Raw genomic sequence first — 15,451 nt, forward strand, 5'->3', positions numbered from 1 at the left:
CACCGGAAGCCGTTCTTTATAGTTTGCTGATCATCTCGGCTATCCGGTTAGAAATCCCCACTTCGTTATCATACCAGGAAACCACTTTCACCATTTTACCGATGTTTTTGGTCAGGCTGCTATCCAGGATCGAAGAATGGGTATTCCCCAGAATATCGGATGACACGAACTGCTCCTCCGTATAAGCTAAAATGCCTTTCAACGAGTTTTCAGCGTAGTGTTTAAAAATGCGATTCAACTCCAAAGCCGGTACTTCCTTCTTCAGGTTAATGGAAAGGTCAACAATAGAAGCGTCTATGACCGGAACCCGGTAAGAATAACCATCTAATTTTCCTTTCAGGGCAGGAAGTACATCGCCAATCGCTTTCGCCGCGCCAGTCGAAGTAGGTATGATTGAATGCGAAGCCGCTCGCGCCCGGCGCAGATCTTTATGCGGAGCATCCTGTAAGTTCTGATCTGCGGTGAAGGCATGTACGGTTACCATGTAGCCGGATTCGACGCCAAATTCTTTGTCAAGGATGTAAAGTATCGGTGCGATGCAGCCCGTCGTACAGGAAGCGGTAGAATAAATTTCATCTCCGCCGATCAATTCGTTGTTCACGCCGTAGACGATCGTTTTGACGCCGCCCGTGGCAGGTGCCGTAATCAATACTTTTTTAGCACCGGCAGTGATATGCGCCTGTGCGGTGGATTTATCGGTAAACCTGCCGGTAGATTCTATCACCGCGTCGATGTTCAGCGATTCCCAGGGTAATTTGAGCGGATCTTTTTCGCTCAGCAAGCGGATCTGTTTGCCGTTGACAATGATGTTATCCCCGTCTTCCGATACTTCACCGGGAAAACGCCCATGGGCGGTGTCATATTTAAATAAGTGCGTTAACGTCTTAATGTCCGTCAGGTCATTGATGGCCACGACTTCCACTTCAGGATGGGCTTGCAGGGCACGAAGCGTCATCCGGCCGATCCGGCCGAATCCATTGATTGCTATTTTCATATTGTTACTTTTTTGATTTTATCCATTTACCAGGTCTGCTATAGACGTTTTAAAAGCCCGCCTGTAATCGGATGGCGTGACCATTAAATGTCTGAGGAAAGTTCTCCGCATTGATACCAGGCCTCCCAGGCCGCATTTATCGGCGATTTGTTCGAGTGAAAGGTCAGTATCCTCCAGATATTTTCTTGCCGCTTCCAACCTTAACTTTTCTACATATTTAGCGGGCGACATACCGGTTTGTTTTTGGAAAACCCGGGTGAAATTTCTGGGGCTCATGTTGATGTGATCGGCCAGCCGCACATTATTTAAGGGTTCGTGCAAATGCTCTTTCAGCCACTCGTTCAGTTTTTCGGTGATGCTGCCGGTATCATAGTTCGGTAATAAATTACCAAACTGCACCTGGAAGCCGGGCCTGTTAAGATAGAACACCAGCCTCCGCGCTACCTGCAAGGCGATGTTTTTACCATAGTCTTCTTCGACTAAGGCCAGGGCCAGGTCAATTCCGGCTGACACGCCACCAGAGGTGTAAACATTTTGATCGCTGATGTAAAAGGGGTTGCTATCGACCTTGATGAGCGGGTAATTTTTCTTTAGAAGATCGCTGCGGTCCCAATGCGTAGTGGCCCGGACCCCGTTCAATATGCCGGCCTTTGCCAACACAAAGGCACCCGCACAGACTGATCCGATGCGGCGGCTTAGCGGGTTGATCTCCGCTAGCCAGGTGAACAGGTCCTGATACATCGGCGTATCCAGATTTTGGATATCGTTGCTTCCGGCGATCAGTAACGTATCGACCGGGCCCTGGATATCCATTGCCGAGTGTGCACAGATCAGTTCCATTCCGGCAGAATTACTGATGCTTTTATCTTTTCTAGGTGACACAACCGCTACCTCGTAGCCCGGCGCCAGACCCCTGAATTCCAGAATTTTGTTAGCCGCATTGAAGACATCAACCGGTCCGGCAAAGTCCAGTAACAGATGGCCGGTCATCGCGACGATAACCACTCTTTTCTTTTTTTGATCCTCCATGAGTATGATCAGCCTGGTGAACAACAAAATTAAACCTTAATACGATAGCCGGAAAGACATAAATTATACAATTCAGGCCAAGTCGCCTTCAGCCAGTCGCCAGGAATGGGTCAATTAGTTAGTTTTGATTTGATTTTTATAAATTTAATCGATGGTAAATTCAGAAAGTGTCGAAGCCTTTTACGAACGCATGTCGTTTCCTACACCTCAGGCACGGTCAATGCAGGTGTCGGGCATGGGGCATTTCAATGTTTTTGAACGCAACGCGTGTTCTGTAACAACACCCTACAGCCGTCGCGACTTTTATAAGATCAGCTTTGTCATAGGTACGGGAACACTGCACTATGCCGATAAGTGGATCCGCATAGACCAGCCGGCGCTCTTTTTTTCCAATCCACTTATACCGTATGCCTGGGAGCCTGAATCGGAAATGCAGACAGGCTGGTTCTGCCTTTTTACCGAAGCCTTTATTCAGCCTAATGACCGTATCGGCGCATTGCAGGAATCTCCGCTCTTTCGCGTCGGCGGCAATCCGGTGTTTTTTATGGACTCCCAGCAACATCAGGATATTGCAGCGATCTATCAAAAAATGCTGCAGGAAATGCATTCTGATTATAGTCATAAATACGAAGTGCTGCGCCACCAGCTGCACCTCCTTATTCACGAGGCCATGAAGATGGAGCCGGGCGAAAACTTTAAAAAACCTAAAAACGCCTCATCGCGTATCTGTACCCTTTTCTTTGAACTGCTGGAGCGGCAGTTCCCGATAGACAACCCCGGCATGCAGTTAAAACTGAAAACCGCCGCCGATTTCGCGCGCAGCCTTTCGATCCATGTAAATCATCTCAATCGTGCCGTTAAGACCATTACCGGCAAACCGACTACCGAGCACATTGCAGCAAGATTGCTGTTGGAAGGTAAAGCTCTTTTACAGCATACCGACTGGACCATCGCTGAAATAGCCTATAGCCTGGGTTTTGAATACCCGTCTTACTTTTCTATTTTCTTTAAGAAACTGTCAGGCGGCGCGCCCAATGATTTTCGCAAACCAATTGTTTGATTATTATACGCTTTTGCTTGATACGTATAAACTGGTTGGTTGCGGGTCAAATTACCTTTGCTTAAAAAGAAAAGGTAATGCAATACAGAAATCTAGGAAAAACAACAGAACAACTTTCGGCAATTGGCCTGGGTTGTATGGGCATGAGCTATGCTTATGGCCCGACAGATGAAAAAGAAAGCCTGGCTACTTTACACCGTGCGCTGGAGCTGGGCGTTAATTTTTGGGATACCGCCGACATGTATGCCAACGGGAAAAATGAAGAACTGATCGCTAAAGTGCTGAAAGGAAACCGGGACAAGGTTTTTTTAGCGACCAAGTTTGGTTTTCGTTTTCGGGAGGGAGCAGCGGGCTACGCCGGGACCGGTAATGTTTACGCCGACGGGTCCGCAACCTGGGTAAAAACGGCAGTCGATCTCAGCCTGAAACGACTGGGGATTGATACCATTGACCTTTATTATGCCCACCGGGTTGACCCTAAAGTACCCATTGAGGAAACTGTTGGTGCGATGGCTGAACTGGTGAAGGCGGGCAAGGTGCGCTATCTGGGCTTAAGTGAAGCTTCCCCGGCAACTATCCGTAAAGCGCATGCCATTCATCCTATATCCGCGCTGCAATCTGAATATTCTTTATTAACGCGGGATGTAGAAGGTGATATCCTGGCAACTACGCGGGAGCTGGGCATATCACTGGTCGCTTATTCGCCCTTAGGGCGCGGAATGACCACTAACACATTGGATCCAGCCAATTTATCGGCGGATGATTTCCGGAAAACCCTGCCGAGATATCAGGCTGAATACGCCGAGAACAATAAACAACTGACAGCCAGCCTGGCCGATATGGCAAGAACTAAAGATTGCAGCGCGGCGCAGCTGTCTTTAGCCTGGCTGCTGGCACAAGGGGAGCATATCATTCCTATCCCAGGCACCAAGCGGAGACGCTATCTCGAAGAAAATGTGGGTGCTATAGATGTCTCACTCGACGAAGCTGATCTGCTGGCGATAGACAATTTGCTTCGCCGGTTTTCAAATACCGGGGCCAGGTACAGTGAAGGGGCTATGCGGTTAATCGATAAATAACAGTCAATATGAAGAGAGTTATCGCTAAACTGCTGCTTAATGAAGCAGCGTCGCTGGAGTTATTTCAGCAGTACACCGCAGATGTTATTGCGGAAAGCCGGGCCGAAGATGGAAATATCGCTTATGATCTTTATCAGGATACTTCCCAAAGCACTTCGTTTCTTTTTCTGGAGTTATACCGGGATCAGGAGGCGCTGGATAAACATTTTGGCTCCGGGCATCTTGGGGCTTTTCTATCCAAAGTGACCCCGTTGCTGAAAAACGAGCCGGAAGTTATCATCGATGAGCTGGCTTAATAGGGTAGGGTGGGGAATAGCGGATGCCAAAAGGTAATTGGCATCCGTTGCTGAACTAAATATCAAATGGTGCCGCTTTCCATCTGGCCCTGGTTTTTAAAGGAGCATCGCCATGCCATTTTTTAAAGGCATGGATAAAGGACGCCGGCTCACTGTAACCCAGGATCCCGGCGATCACAGCTACCGGATATTTATCATGCTGCAAAAGTAAGGTGCTTACTTTTTTTTTCAGTTCCTCGGTGACCTTTCGGAAAGTTAAGTTCTCTTCGCCTAAGCGCCTTTGCAGCGTTCGTGGCGTTAGAAACAGCGCATCAGCAATGGTCTGTATACCGGGTAATTGGAGATCAGACATGGAAAGCATGGTCACCTTTACCGCGCTTCCGAAGCTATCACTGGGTTTCCATTGTTCAACCAGTTGCAAATATGCTGGAATCAGTACATCCAACTTGAATTGATCATAAGGCCTCAGCGCCGCTTTTAAAATCCCGGGTTCAAAGCTGATCCCAAACGATCCGCTTTTTTCCCAACCTGCCGGGTAAGCGGTATTGAAAAATGGAGAGGTTAAGCTGATGGACAAGTGCTTTCTGGACATGAAAGTGATCTCCCGGGAAATGATCGCCAGCATGTTTTCTAAGATCACCCGGTTGATCGCGTCGTCGTCGTTTGGTATTTCAAACTGAATGACCACCGCTTTTTCGGAACCATCGATCTGCGCTTTCACCAGTGGGAGCGTGGCGTCAAGGTAAGACTGCAGATAATGGAGGGCTTCTTCGATCGTCGTTGCCTGAAGTGATAACTGGTAAATGATACCGAGCAATTTAAGCGTGAGGAAATTTCCGGCTTTAATGCCCCAAAGCTCATCCTTTAAGCGGCCGTCAATAAATTTAAGTACCCGGTAAAAGTCTTCCACGTCAATTTGTGCGGCTTCATCGGAGAAATCGGACGGCGCATTTTTTAGCAATTGGATCAGCTCCGGAACCGCTATTCCGCGCACCCGTGCATAATCCATGTAGCCATTGAGATGTATCGCTGCAATTTTCATTTGTCGCAAAATATCAATTTCTCTTTATCGCTACCAAATAATTTTGTCATCATAAAAGAAAAATAATATGTCATTTATCAAAACGAAAAACAAAGCCCGCCTTTTCTACCAGGACTGGGGAACCGGCAAACCAATCGTATTTCTTCATGCCTGGGCCATGAATTCAGATATGTGGGAGCTGCACATGCTTCACTTTAATGAACAAAAAATGCGTTGTATCGCATTTGACAGCCGGGGTCACGGCCGTTCAGACAGGGATGGAGCCCCTTATAACTATGATACCTATTCTGAAGAACTGGAAAGACTGGTTTCGGAGCTCGACCTGCGCGATGTCACGCTTGTTGGTCACTCAATGGGTTGTGGCACCATCATTCGCTACCTAACCCGGTACGGCACGGATCGTATCAGCAATATCGTGCTTATCGCGCCGACCTTGCCTTACTTACTCCAAACCGAGGATAATCCGCAGGGCGTCGATTTTGGCTGTTTTGAAGCCACACGTAAGGCCATTCGGAAAGATTTTCCCAACTGGTTAACGGAAAACGGCAATGCATTCTATGTGCCGGAATACACCGGCGTATCTGAGGCCGTCATCACCTGGACACGAAATATGATTCTGACCACCTCTTTAAAAGCGGCGATAGAAGGTACCCACCAGGTGTCTGAAACCGACTTCAGAGAAGAACTTAAGAAGGTAACCTTACCAACTTTGCTTGTCCACGGTACTGCCGATGCTTCTATACCCGTGCACTTCGGAAGAATGGCCGCAGAGATCATCCCGAATTGCACTTATAAAGAGTATAAAGGCGCACCCCACGGCATCTTTCTGACCCATTTTGATCAGCTCAACCAGGATATCCTTGATTTTATCCAATCTGAGCAAAAAGCATAAACTAAAACGTAATCATGGAAAATAACGCAAAACAACTTGTATTTAATTTTTTAACCGCCGTAAAAGAAATGGATCTGGATACTGTAGGAATGCTGTTGCACCCGGAGGTCAACTGGAACCAACCAGGTGCAAACCAGCTTTCAGGCATCAAAACATCCAGCCCCGAAGTATTTGAAATGGTCGGTAAGATGTTTGAACTGTCTGACAATAGCCTGAAGCTGACCAACTTCAGCCCGATAAGTGTGAATGGCGACCGGGTGGCTTGTACGCTTAACTGGCAGGCGACCAACGCCGGAGGAAAGGAACTGAACGTTAATAATATTGATGTCTATTCCGTAAACAACGGTCATATTGTTAATGTGGAGATATTCACGGAAGACGCAGCACTGGAGGATGATTTCTGGGGCAAATAAAACAAGTGTATGAGCAGGCTGATTAGCCTGCTCATTTCCGGATCACGGGGCGTGATCAGCGAATACCATTCATATAAAATTGATAAATTCGGATCAAATTAAAACGTTCGCCGATGCTTTTCCGCTTTCCTCCAAGTGAATCACCCGCCAATGACCCTACTTTTCTAACTGCTGACCAGAATATTTTTGCCAAGCTGAAGATAGAGTCCAAGGCCGGTAAGCGTACGGTTTTTCTGACGGAAAACACGCTGATCTTTGTCATCAGCGGTGTGAAGCTGCTCCATTTCGCCGATCAAACACTTAGCGTTACGCCAGACAGTGTTTTTCTGTTAAGAAAAGGCATTTACGTCATGGCCGAATATCTCGAGGAAGGAATGGATTTTGAAGCGTTGATGTTATTCTTGCCGGAAAGCATGCTGAAAAGTTTTTTAGTTCCTTCGGCAGTGCAACCGGCAGCTAAAGAAAATGGACCCTGCGTTGTTCTGACTGCAAACAGGTTAATACAGGATTTTAAAGCACAGTTTCGCCAATATTTCGACCATCAGTTATTTGATTACCGGCAGTTGATTCCACTCAAGCAACAGGAAATATTAACCTTATTATTTTCTTCCGGCTACCGTCAGGAGATGACCGAGTTTATTCAAAGTGCCGTAAGCAGAGACCCATCGAACATGAGGGCAATTATCGCGGAACATATTTTACAACCGATCACTGTAGCCGAACTGGCCCGGCTTTGCAACCGCAGTCTCGCCGCCTTTAAACGGGATTTCAAAAAACAATATGACTGCCCGCCCAGAATTTATATTAACCGGCAAAGGCTGCTGCATGCCCGGATGTTGTTGCAAACAACCCCCAAGCGCATTTCCGACATCGCCTTCGATTGTGCTTTTGAAAGTACTTCTTATTTTGCCCGGGCTTTTAAGCGCGAATTTGGAATGACGCCGCAGGCAATAAGAGCCGTTGTTGCTATCGAATGAGCCGTTTGGACAATACCGTCCTGCACAACCCGGTAGATTTGCTTCAAAAAAAGCATATGAAAATTTTATTAATTGGTGGAAACGGCACCATCGGGAAAAAAGTAGCGGAAAGGCTTTCGCAAAAACATGAAGTGATCATTGGCGGACGAAGTTCGGGTGATGTTACGGTGGATATTGCATCGTCTTCGTCTATCTCCGCAATGTTTAAAGAGACCGGTAAGGTAGATAGTATTATCTGCACGGCCGGAACGGGTTACTACGGGCCTTTTTACGGCATGACCGGGGAAGATATGATGCCCGGTATCAACGGTAAGCTGATGGGACAGATCAATCTGGTTTTATTGGGTAAAGAGCTTCTAAACCCCGAAGGCTCGATCACCCTGACAACAGGCATCGCGGCTGTTCATCCCGCCCGGAATGGTGCGGCAGTCGCCATGATCAACGGTGCCATCAACAGCTTCGTTTTAGCTGCTTCGCAGGAACTAAAGAATGATCAAAGGATCAACGCGGTAAGTCCGGGGCTCGTAGCCGATAGTAAGGAACGGTATGGTGCTTTGTTTCCGGGCTATAATCTGGTACCGATGGAAAAGCTTGTCAACGCTTACCTGCTGAGTGTGGAAGGAGCTGTCAATGGGAAAATATTAAAGGTTTATTCCTGATCAGTCAGCGGTAGTAGCTGACCAAAGGTAACCTTGGTGTCGATACTCATGGGTTTTAATTGACGCATTGCTTAGCTGTCCGAATTGCCGTTTCACACCCGGCATTTCCCGCTTCGCTGATTATTTTCTGTTTACAGCGCTTCAATTGAATTGTTTTGCAGGGAATTAGATTTACCATTTTAAAACAAAAACAGATGAAGACCAGATTGCTTTTAATTATTTTGATCGCAGGCTGCCTGCAGTTCGAGGCGGCTCATGCGCAGGTGGTGATCACCAGAAAACCGGTAATTTATCGCCCGCACAGGGTAGTGGTCGTAAAGCCGGCACCTGTATTATTGCCGGCCCGTCGCGTTGTGATCGTGAAACCGGCACCCATTGTTAGGGTTGCGCCACTAAGGCCCCGTAGAAAAGTTATCATTTACTAATAACTCTTAAATTGCTTAACCATTAATAAATACCAATATGAAAAACATAATTGTATCGCTAACCCTGATCCTCAGTTTGTCATTAACTGCTTCAGCGCAGACTACCCGGACTAAATTGACAGAGGACCAGAAGAAAGAATTGAAAACAAAGATGGACGCTTTTAAAGCCGAACTGAAACTAACCCCTGAACAGCAGCCGAAATTTGAAGAAATAAATTTGCAGTTCGTCGAAGACTTAGCTAAATTAAAACAGGATAACGGCTCCAAATTCAGCAAATACCGCAAATTAAAAGCCGCCAGCAGCGAGAGGAACAAGAAAATAAAAGACCTGCTGACCGCTGAACAATATAAGATCTTTAAGAACCATCAAAAAGACATGAAAGACGAGTTAAAATCGCTCCGGTCACAATAATTCAGGGAAACGATAATACTGATGGCTATTAATAAGAGAACACCTTTTCAATGCGCTATAATGAATGAACCGCTCCATTAATACAAGAAAATTATTGCCTTTATCGGCGCTGGTTATCGCTTTGTTTCTGACGCTGCCGCGGATGATGATGGTTAACTATTTACAGGTTAACCCGCATGTGGGCGCCATTGAAGTAAGCTGGCTGGATTGGGGCAATAAATTCCTGTATAGTTTTCTGGTGGCCTGGTTATTTCTGTGGCTCAATACGACCGACGGTAATATCAATGCCGGGTTTAAGACCATCAGGACGTCGCGGTTCAGTCACCGCCTGTTGATCAATATTTTAGTATTTCTGTCGCTCAGGTGGATGTTCCGGATATCTGGCATCGCCGCAGAAAGTGCATTAAGACCGGGAAGAGGAGCTGTGTTTCTTTTTAATATCAGTCTGGTGCTGGAGATCAGCTTATGCATTTTAATCGCTGAGCTCTATCGCTTGTTCCGGAAGAACCAGGAGCAACGGCTCCGGAATGAGATGCTGCTGAAAGCCAATGCTGAAGCGACGTTTGAGGTTTTAAAGAACCAGGTCAACCCGCATTTTTTATTCAACTCTCTGAACACCATTAATGCGATGATCGATAAGGATGCAGCGGCAGCAAAGAAATTTGTTACCAATATGTCGCAGGTTTACCGCCATATTTTGAACAGCGCCAGCAGGCCGGTCATCACGTTGGCCGAGGAAATGGAATTCACGAATGCTTATATTCATATGTTGCTGGAACGCCATTCGAAAAGTCTGTTTATCGAGATAGAACTGCCCGAAAGATACAGCTCGCTATATTTGCCACCGGTAGCTTTGCAGTTACTGATCGAAAATGCGGTCAAACATAATATAGTTTCCCTCAGCAGCCCGCTTAAGATCACTATTTTCGAAAAAGAAGGCCGCCTAATGGTAAGTAATCGGGTCAATGAAAGGAACCATAAAGCGGCTTGTACAGGGACCGGCCTGTGGAACCTGGATCAGCGCTACCGTCACCTTTGCGGCGGCACAATAGACATCAGTAATAAGGATGGTGTTTTCACGGTTGCTTTGCCGCTTTTGAAGTTAGCTGATGACAAGTATGTACCGATATAGTTAAATTGCAGACCATGGATGTTTTGCTCATAGAAGATGAACCGAATGCGGCCAGGCAGTTACAGGAACTGATCACCACCTGCCGGCCGCTGGCGCGGTTTGCCCCGTTGATCGACAGCCTTCGCGAGGCGGTAAGCTACTTTAGCGAAGGCAATTCACCTGACCTGATCTTTCTCGACATTCACCTGGCCGATGGCCATGCCTTCGATCTTTTTGACCAGATTGACCTGCCATGCCCGGTGATCTTTACCACTGCCTACGACCAGTACGCGGTTAAGGCGTTTGAGGTGAGCGGTCTTGATTACCTCTTAAAACCGATGACAGAGGAACGGGTGCGCAAAGCGCTGGATAAATTTGACCAGCATAGCGCCAGCCGGCAACCCGGTCAATTAGACGAAACCTACCTCGGACTACTGCAAAACCTGTTGTCTGGTAATAGTAGTTACCGGCAAAGTTTCCTCATCCCTTACAAAGACAAATTACTGCCGGTACAGGTAAAGGATTTTGCCTGGTTTGAAATTAAGGAAGGGGTGATCAGCGGGACCAGGTTAGATGGCACGTTTCACCTGCTGGAAGAGCGCTCCCTCGATGAGCTGACAAAAACGCTTGATCCCCGTCAGTTCTATCGTGCCAATCGCCAGTTCCTGATCAACAAAGCCGCTCTGAAGGAAGTTGTCCACTACTTCAATGGGAAATTAATCGTTCGGCTGCAGCCCGAGCCAACGGAAAAGGTCATTATCAGCCGGGAAAAAGTGACCCAATTCAAATCATGGGTTACCGCTTAAACCGCTGATTCAGCTGCCTGGCTGTATTTTATCCCCGATCTCATTCTTTCCCGACCTTTCTTTGTGTCATCATAATTATAAAGTTAACACCATGAAAATGATCACAAATTTTATCAGCCTCTGCATCTGCTTAACGATGCTTTCCTGTGGTAAGGACGACCCCAAGCCCGCTGAATACCACTTTAGCGAACAAGTAGTTGTGGACGGCATCCGCCGGACGTACATGATCAAGCTTCCACAAAACTATTATCAGAATGACAGTACGCGGGCCATGGTCATCGGACTGCATGGTACCGGTGGCAGCGCCGATCAGTTTGAAAAAGCTTATGGATTCGACCAGAAGGCCGACCAGGCCGGTTTTATTGCAGTTTACCCCGACGGGGTGCAGAAAGAGGACGGTCTGGGTATATTCAAGGTCCGTACCTGGAACGCCGGCACCTGTTGCGACTTTGCCATGTATACCCATGTTGACGACGTGAAATTCATCAGCACATTGATCGACAACATCAGCAGCCGCTTTCATATCAACCGCAAAAAAATTTATGTGACAGGTATGTCCAATGGCGGCATGATGGCTTACCGGCTGGCCTCCGAATTGCCGTCCAAGATCGCCGCGGTAGGGATTGTCAGCGCTACCATGGTCGCGCCGAAGGAAGCCTCCAAACAAGGTATTGTGCCAATCATTCACATACATAGTGCGCTGGACACCAAAGTGCCGGTTGCGGGCGGTACCGGTATTGGCGATTATAACTTCCCGCCGGTTATGGAAGGGATCAATTACTGGGTGGAACGAGATCATTGCCTGACAGATCCCTTGACAGAGCAGCATCAGGGCTACGACTTAAAGAGTTGGAAAAACAGCGCAGGCAATATCCTTATTCAATACTATTTAACCGAGGATGGAGGTCATGCCTGGCCGTCTTCAACGGTGCAGGGCCGGATGGGTGATACCCCGTCAACCGTGGTCAATGCAACGAATCTGATCTGGGATTTTTGTAATCAGTATACATTGCCTTAGTGGTTTTTTTATCGACGGTGATGACGATAAATGACGAAGCCGCACTGAAATAAGCTTGCTCAAGGTAACTGTCATTGCAGGAGCAGTTTCAATTGACCAGAACAGCTTGATTGTCAGAAAATCAACTGGTGGCTGGCTTTCGGTGAGGCTATCTCTGCAAAACCCATTTTTTTGTAGAATTCACCGGCGCCGGGATTGTCGGTAAATAGCCGGAGTCTCTTAAAATGGAGCGGGCCTTGATGAAGGATATGATTCATTAACGAGCTTGCACAACCTTGACGTCGGTGCGCGCTTGCGACGTATAAATGGCGAACGCGTCCGACTTTCATATCCTCGGTATAAGGATCCTGGTTAAGCCCTCCGATTGCGATTAAGGTTGATCCCGAAATTAGCCCCCATAAATTTTCGCCTGGGCCGGAAAATTTGTTTTTGCCGCTGTGCCAATCGGTTATCGTCCTTTCAATAAAATGGTAGCCATCCCTTTCTGGGTCCTCAACCAGATCATCGACCAATGAGACATTAGCATCTGTTATTACGATAAGCGTTGCGTCTTTCATAGCTGTTAGGCGCAAATTTAATATAAAAGATCATGCCGGTGTATCTCAAGTCGCTGACTGCAGCCTTGCTCCATTTGATCCCACACAACAAAAAAGTCTAACAACCTCTTTGCTCATCAGGGAATAGGAGAATCCCGTATCCGGCCACTTAAGTTGGGTGTAATATTAAAAAATTATTTAGTTGAGTGACCGGCAAGATAATTCTTCCTTACTGATTAACGGGCGACTCTTAAAAGCGTAATTTTCATTGCAGTAGCGTATCCGGCCACTACAATGAAAATTCATAGTCAGAAATTTCGTGCACTATCCCATTAGCGAAGTATATCTCTTATGCAGCCAGATCGTTAAATGATGTTCTTGATGTTCCCGATGAAAATATCAAGCTCGTCCAAGGTGTTGTAATAATGAGGTGATGCCCGGATCGCCCAGTCCACGCCTTTTTCATCAAAATCGATGATGCCGAATGCGCGGTAACTCGGCACCACATTGATCTTATTTTTCAATAGTTCGCTGACCATTAATTTCGGGTCTGCCCCCTGTACGTGAAAGGTCACCAGGCCACCCAGTTCCGGCCCTTTGTCCAGCACTCTTACCTTCTCCAGCTGAGCCAGCTGCTCCCTTAACCTGCCTGACAGTAGTTTTACCTGCTGACAGATGCGGTCTACACCGATATTTAAACAATATTCAATGGCGGATGCTGTGCCAAGGACAGTCGAATAAGCGAATTCCCAGTCTTCGTACCTGATCGCCGTCGGCTGTTGTTGGTATTCGTCTTTGTTTTTCCATTCAGCACCCCGCATGTCAATAAACATTGGCTCCAGTCCGGCGTTCAAGGCTTTGTCCGAGATATACAGCGCACCTGTGCCGCGCGGCCCCCGCAGGAATTTCCGGCAGGTAATGCTGAGAAAATCGCAGCGCAAGGCTTCCACATCTAATTTCATTTGTCCGGCCGACTGACAGGCATCAAGGATATACCAGGTCTGAGCTTCATGCTGCTGTAGGTATTGCTGATAGATCTTTGCGATCTTCTCAACCGGCTGTACCAAACCGGAATTGGTAGGAATATGGGTGATTGCCAATAGCCGGGGCCGGTGCTTAAACAGCTTTTCTTCGAGATCGCTAAGATCTACACCACCGACCACGGCATTATTGATCCTGACGATTTTGACGCCTAATCTTTTTTGCAGCGAAAGGAACTGGATCTGGTTCGATACGAAATCATCGTTATCTGTCAGGATAATATCGCCGGGTTGAAAAGGAATGGAAGATAGCGCACGGGTATAGGCATCCGTAGCGCTGGCCGTAAAGGCAATGTTCGCAGGCTTACAATTAAATAGTATTCCCGCCTGGATATAGAAATTTTGAACAGCCGAAGCACGTAGTGCCGCAGCTTCATAGCCGCCGATCTCAGATTCCAGCCTGATATGATCCAGTTGCACCTGTGTGACTACATCAGGCATCAAGCCGGAACCGGCATTGTTGAGGTGGATCACATTTTTTGTCCCCGCAGTTTCATTCCTAAACCGTTGGATTTCTGCTGCCGTGAAAGCACTATTATCCGGTAGCATGATTGTGGTCTTATTCGTATTCATATTTTTAAATAGCAGGTTGATTAAATTCGGCGATACATTCGATTTCTACCAGCGCAGCATAAGGCAGGCCTCTGACGGCAACCGTAGTTCTGGCCGGCCGGTGGGTTCCGAAACATTCTGCGTAAGCTGCGTTCATCCGGGTAAACAGCTCCATGTCGGTAATAAAGACATTGGTTTTGATGATGTGATTCAGGGTTAGCCCTGCCGCCTCCAACACCAGTTCCAGGTTTTTAATTACCCGTTTGGTTTGCTCCTCCATAAGGTCCGATTCTATTTTCATGGTGAGCGGATCTATCGGCGTCTGGCCGGAGCAGTACAATAGGTTACCCGTGCTGATGGCATGGGCATATGGCCCGATAGCCTTTGGCGCTGTGTCAGCGAATATTTGTTTCATGTGTTTTAATTTGATTAGTGCAAAATTATGGGCGTTTGTCTGACTGATTTTCCCGCTTATCTGGAAGAGCCGCTGATATTAATCTATATTTATAAAAAAAACGGGTAAATTATGCATACGCTTGATGAGTACGATAAAAAATTGCTGCGCTTGCTGCAGCAGAATAACCGGCTGACTGCGGAAGAACTCAGCGCGGAGGTCAGTTTGAGCCAGAGCGCGGTACAGCGCAGGTTAACCAAACTGAGGAATGAGAAGATCATCGAGGCCGATGTTGCGATCATATCGGCATCCGCTATCGGTATGAACATAACCTGCATCGTCGATGTTGTCCTGCATGAGGGCAGCTCCAAAAATATTGAGAAGTTCAAACAGGCGATGCGCGGTTGTGCCGAGGTGGCACATTGCTATTATGTGACCGGCACATATGATTTTGTGCTGATCGTCAATACCAGGGATATGAGCCATTTTGAAGCTTTTTCGACAATACATTTAATGGACAACCCTAACCTGAAGCACTTTTATACCCATGTGGTGATGGACAAGGTCAAGGTTGGTTACGGAATCGCGATTTAATACCCATAAAAGTGACCTGAGTTTCTGAACGCTTAAATTACATACCGCATATAACACGTGCTTATCCACACTTATGATATCATCGACGGTGGTAACTGCCTGTAGTGTAAACGGCTATAAAT

19 protein-coding genes are annotated in these 15,451 nt (G+C 47.1%); 13 read left to right on the forward strand and 6 right to left on the reverse strand.

The annotated features are described in order from the left end of the window. Positions 1-16: 16 nt before the first annotated feature. Together gap and ACVW2L_RS05175 are read right to left on the reverse strand one after the other, a co-directional pair. A complete protein-coding gene (gene gap, locus ACVW2L_RS05170) occupies positions 17-994 on the reverse strand; it encodes a type I glyceraldehyde-3-phosphate dehydrogenase (RefSeq protein ID WP_457126894.1) in 978 nt (325 codons plus the stop codon). Between the two features lie 18 nt (positions 995-1,012). Further along, a complete protein-coding gene (locus tag ACVW2L_RS05175; protein WP_457126895.1) occupies positions 1,013-2,023 on the reverse strand; it encodes a GlxA family transcriptional regulator in 1,011 nt (336 codons plus the stop codon). Positions 2,024-2,213: 190 nt separating this feature from the next. Here ACVW2L_RS05175 and ACVW2L_RS05180 point away from each other — a divergent pair, with 190 nt between their 5' ends. The 3 genes from ACVW2L_RS05180 to ACVW2L_RS05190 all read left to right on the forward strand — a co-directional run bounded on the left by ACVW2L_RS05180 (position 2,214) and on the right by ACVW2L_RS05190 (position 4,458). After that, on the forward strand, positions 2,214-3,083 hold the full coding sequence (locus ACVW2L_RS05180) for a helix-turn-helix domain-containing protein (protein ID WP_457126896.1): 870 nt from the start codon (positions 2,214-2,216) through the stop codon (positions 3,081-3,083). Positions 3,084-3,160: 77 nt separating this feature from the next. Next, positions 3,161-4,162, forward strand: a complete 1,002-nt coding sequence (locus tag ACVW2L_RS05185; protein WP_457126897.1) for an aldo/keto reductase — start codon at positions 3,161-3,163, stop codon at positions 4,160-4,162. Positions 4,163-4,170: 8 nt separating this feature from the next. Then, positions 4,171-4,458 carry a putative quinol monooxygenase gene (locus tag ACVW2L_RS05190; protein ID WP_457126898.1) on the forward strand — a complete coding sequence of 96 codons (288 nt, stop codon included), beginning with the start codon at positions 4,171-4,173 and terminating at the stop codon, positions 4,456-4,458. A 55-nt stretch (positions 4,459-4,513) separates the two neighbouring features. On the opposite strand, the gene ACVW2L_RS05195 is transcribed toward ACVW2L_RS05190, so the two are convergent. Continuing rightward, positions 4,514-5,500, reverse strand: coding sequence for a helix-turn-helix domain-containing protein (locus ACVW2L_RS05195; protein ID WP_457130178.1), 987 nt, complete (start codon positions 5,498-5,500; stop codon positions 4,514-4,516). Positions 5,501-5,567: 67 nt separating this feature from the next. On the opposite strand from ACVW2L_RS05195, the gene ACVW2L_RS05200 reads away from it, so the two are divergent. The 9 genes from ACVW2L_RS05200 to ACVW2L_RS05240 all read left to right on the forward strand — a co-directional run bounded on the left by ACVW2L_RS05200 (position 5,568) and on the right by ACVW2L_RS05240 (position 12,213). Next, positions 5,568-6,392 (forward strand): alpha/beta fold hydrolase, encoded by an 825-nt coding sequence (locus ACVW2L_RS05200; RefSeq protein ID WP_457126899.1) that lies wholly within the window; start codon positions 5,568-5,570, stop codon positions 6,390-6,392. Positions 6,393-6,406: 14 nt separating this feature from the next. Next, the gene (locus tag ACVW2L_RS05205) at positions 6,407-6,805 is read left to right on the forward strand and encodes a nuclear transport factor 2 family protein (RefSeq protein ID WP_457126900.1); all 399 of its coding nucleotides are present in this window, start codon (positions 6,407-6,409) and stop codon (positions 6,803-6,805) included. A 113-nt stretch (positions 6,806-6,918) separates the two neighbouring features. Then, a complete protein-coding gene (locus tag ACVW2L_RS05210; protein WP_457126901.1) occupies positions 6,919-7,782 on the forward strand; it encodes a helix-turn-helix domain-containing protein in 864 nt (287 codons plus the stop codon). 56 nt (positions 7,783-7,838) lie between these two features. Beyond that, a complete protein-coding gene (locus ACVW2L_RS05215) occupies positions 7,839-8,441 on the forward strand; it encodes a short chain dehydrogenase (RefSeq protein ID WP_457126902.1) in 603 nt (200 codons plus the stop codon). 194 nt (positions 8,442-8,635) lie between these two features. Next, a complete protein-coding gene (locus ACVW2L_RS05220; RefSeq protein ID WP_457126903.1) occupies positions 8,636-8,866 on the forward strand; it encodes a hypothetical protein in 231 nt (76 codons plus the stop codon). Between the two features lie 37 nt (positions 8,867-8,903). Then, complete coding sequence (locus ACVW2L_RS05225) at positions 8,904-9,278, forward strand: hypothetical protein (RefSeq protein ID WP_457126904.1); 375 nt, start codon at positions 8,904-8,906, stop codon at positions 9,276-9,278. Positions 9,279-9,342: 64 nt separating this feature from the next. Beyond that, on the forward strand, positions 9,343-10,410 hold the full coding sequence (locus tag ACVW2L_RS05230; protein ID WP_457126905.1) for a sensor histidine kinase: 1,068 nt from the start codon (positions 9,343-9,345) through the stop codon (positions 10,408-10,410). A 14-nt stretch (positions 10,411-10,424) separates the two neighbouring features. After that, entirely contained in the window at positions 10,425-11,195 is a 771-nt protein-coding gene (locus ACVW2L_RS05235) for a LytR/AlgR family response regulator transcription factor (protein WP_457126906.1), read from the forward strand. A gap of 91 nt (positions 11,196-11,286) precedes the next feature. Beyond that, entirely contained in the window at positions 11,287-12,213 is a 927-nt protein-coding gene (locus ACVW2L_RS05240) for an alpha/beta hydrolase family esterase (protein WP_457126907.1), read from the forward strand. A 113-nt stretch (positions 12,214-12,326) separates the two neighbouring features. Here ACVW2L_RS05240 and ACVW2L_RS05245 read toward each other — a convergent pair whose 3' ends face one another. The 3 genes from ACVW2L_RS05245 to ACVW2L_RS05255 form a co-directional block, all read right to left on the reverse strand. Beyond that, entirely contained in the window at positions 12,327-12,770 is a 444-nt protein-coding gene (locus tag ACVW2L_RS05245; protein WP_457126908.1) for a GNAT family N-acetyltransferase, read from the reverse strand. Positions 12,771-13,114: 344 nt separating this feature from the next. After that, entirely contained in the window at positions 13,115-14,362 is a 1,248-nt protein-coding gene (locus ACVW2L_RS05250) for an aminotransferase class V-fold PLP-dependent enzyme (RefSeq protein WP_457126909.1), read from the reverse strand. 4 nt (positions 14,363-14,366) lie between these two features. Next, the gene (locus ACVW2L_RS05255) at positions 14,367-14,756 is read right to left on the reverse strand and encodes a RidA family protein (protein ID WP_457126910.1); all 390 of its coding nucleotides are present in this window, start codon (positions 14,754-14,756) and stop codon (positions 14,367-14,369) included. Positions 14,757-14,867: 111 nt separating this feature from the next. Between ACVW2L_RS05255 and ACVW2L_RS05260 the strand changes: the two genes are divergently transcribed. Further along, the gene (locus tag ACVW2L_RS05260) at positions 14,868-15,329 is read left to right on the forward strand and encodes an Lrp/AsnC family transcriptional regulator (RefSeq protein ID WP_457126911.1); all 462 of its coding nucleotides are present in this window, start codon (positions 14,868-14,870) and stop codon (positions 15,327-15,329) included. Positions 15,330-15,451: the final 122 nt, after the last annotated feature.

It is taken from the genome of Mucilaginibacter sp. HD30, from assembly GCF_054061755.1.

What these genes read in the sequence shown, in the direction of transcription:
- gap (WP_457126894.1), bottom strand. Translation starts at nt 994, where the DNA reads ATGAAAATAGCAATCAATGGATTCGGCCGGATCGGCCGGATGACGCTT.
- ACVW2L_RS05255 (WP_457126910.1), bottom strand. Translation starts at nt 14,756, where the DNA reads ATGAAACAAATATTCGCTGACACAGCGCCAAAGGCTATCGGGCCATAT.
- ACVW2L_RS05205 (WP_457126900.1), top strand. Translation starts at nt 6,407, where the DNA reads ATGGAAAATAACGCAAAACAACTTGTATTTAATTTTTTAACCGCCGTA.
- ACVW2L_RS05185 (WP_457126897.1), top strand. Translation starts at nt 3,161, where the DNA reads ATGCAATACAGAAATCTAGGAAAAACAACAGAACAACTTTCGGCAATT.
- ACVW2L_RS05245 (WP_457126908.1), bottom strand. Translation starts at nt 12,770, where the DNA reads ATGAAAGACGCAACGCTTATCGTAATAACAGATGCTAATGTCTCATTG.
- ACVW2L_RS05235 (WP_457126906.1), top strand. Translation starts at nt 10,425, where the DNA reads ATGGATGTTTTGCTCATAGAAGATGAACCGAATGCGGCCAGGCAGTTA.
- ACVW2L_RS05190 (WP_457126898.1), top strand. Translation starts at nt 4,171, where the DNA reads ATGAAGAGAGTTATCGCTAAACTGCTGCTTAATGAAGCAGCGTCGCTG.
- ACVW2L_RS05220 (WP_457126903.1), top strand. Translation starts at nt 8,636, where the DNA reads ATGAAGACCAGATTGCTTTTAATTATTTTGATCGCAGGCTGCCTGCAG.
- ACVW2L_RS05210 (WP_457126901.1), top strand. Translation starts at nt 6,919, where the DNA reads ATGCTTTTCCGCTTTCCTCCAAGTGAATCACCCGCCAATGACCCTACT.
- ACVW2L_RS05230 (WP_457126905.1), top strand. Translation starts at nt 9,343, where the DNA reads ATGAACCGCTCCATTAATACAAGAAAATTATTGCCTTTATCGGCGCTG.
- ACVW2L_RS05250 (WP_457126909.1), bottom strand. Translation starts at nt 14,362, where the DNA reads ATGAATACGAATAAGACCACAATCATGCTACCGGATAATAGTGCTTTC.
- ACVW2L_RS05200 (WP_457126899.1), top strand. Translation starts at nt 5,568, where the DNA reads ATGTCATTTATCAAAACGAAAAACAAAGCCCGCCTTTTCTACCAGGAC.
- ACVW2L_RS05215 (WP_457126902.1), top strand. Translation starts at nt 7,839, where the DNA reads ATGAAAATTTTATTAATTGGTGGAAACGGCACCATCGGGAAAAAAGTA.
- ACVW2L_RS05180 (WP_457126896.1), top strand. Translation starts at nt 2,214, where the DNA reads ATGTCGTTTCCTACACCTCAGGCACGGTCAATGCAGGTGTCGGGCATG.
- ACVW2L_RS05240 (WP_457126907.1), top strand. Translation starts at nt 11,287, where the DNA reads ATGAAAATGATCACAAATTTTATCAGCCTCTGCATCTGCTTAACGATG.
- ACVW2L_RS05260 (WP_457126911.1), top strand. Translation starts at nt 14,868, where the DNA reads ATGCATACGCTTGATGAGTACGATAAAAAATTGCTGCGCTTGCTGCAG.
- ACVW2L_RS05225 (WP_457126904.1), top strand. Translation starts at nt 8,904, where the DNA reads ATGAAAAACATAATTGTATCGCTAACCCTGATCCTCAGTTTGTCATTA.
- ACVW2L_RS05175 (WP_457126895.1), bottom strand. Translation starts at nt 2,023, where the DNA reads ATGGAGGATCAAAAAAAGAAAAGAGTGGTTATCGTCGCGATGACCGGC.
- ACVW2L_RS05195 (WP_457130178.1), bottom strand. Translation starts at nt 5,500, where the DNA reads ATGAAAATTGCAGCGATACATCTCAATGGCTACATGGATTATGCACGG.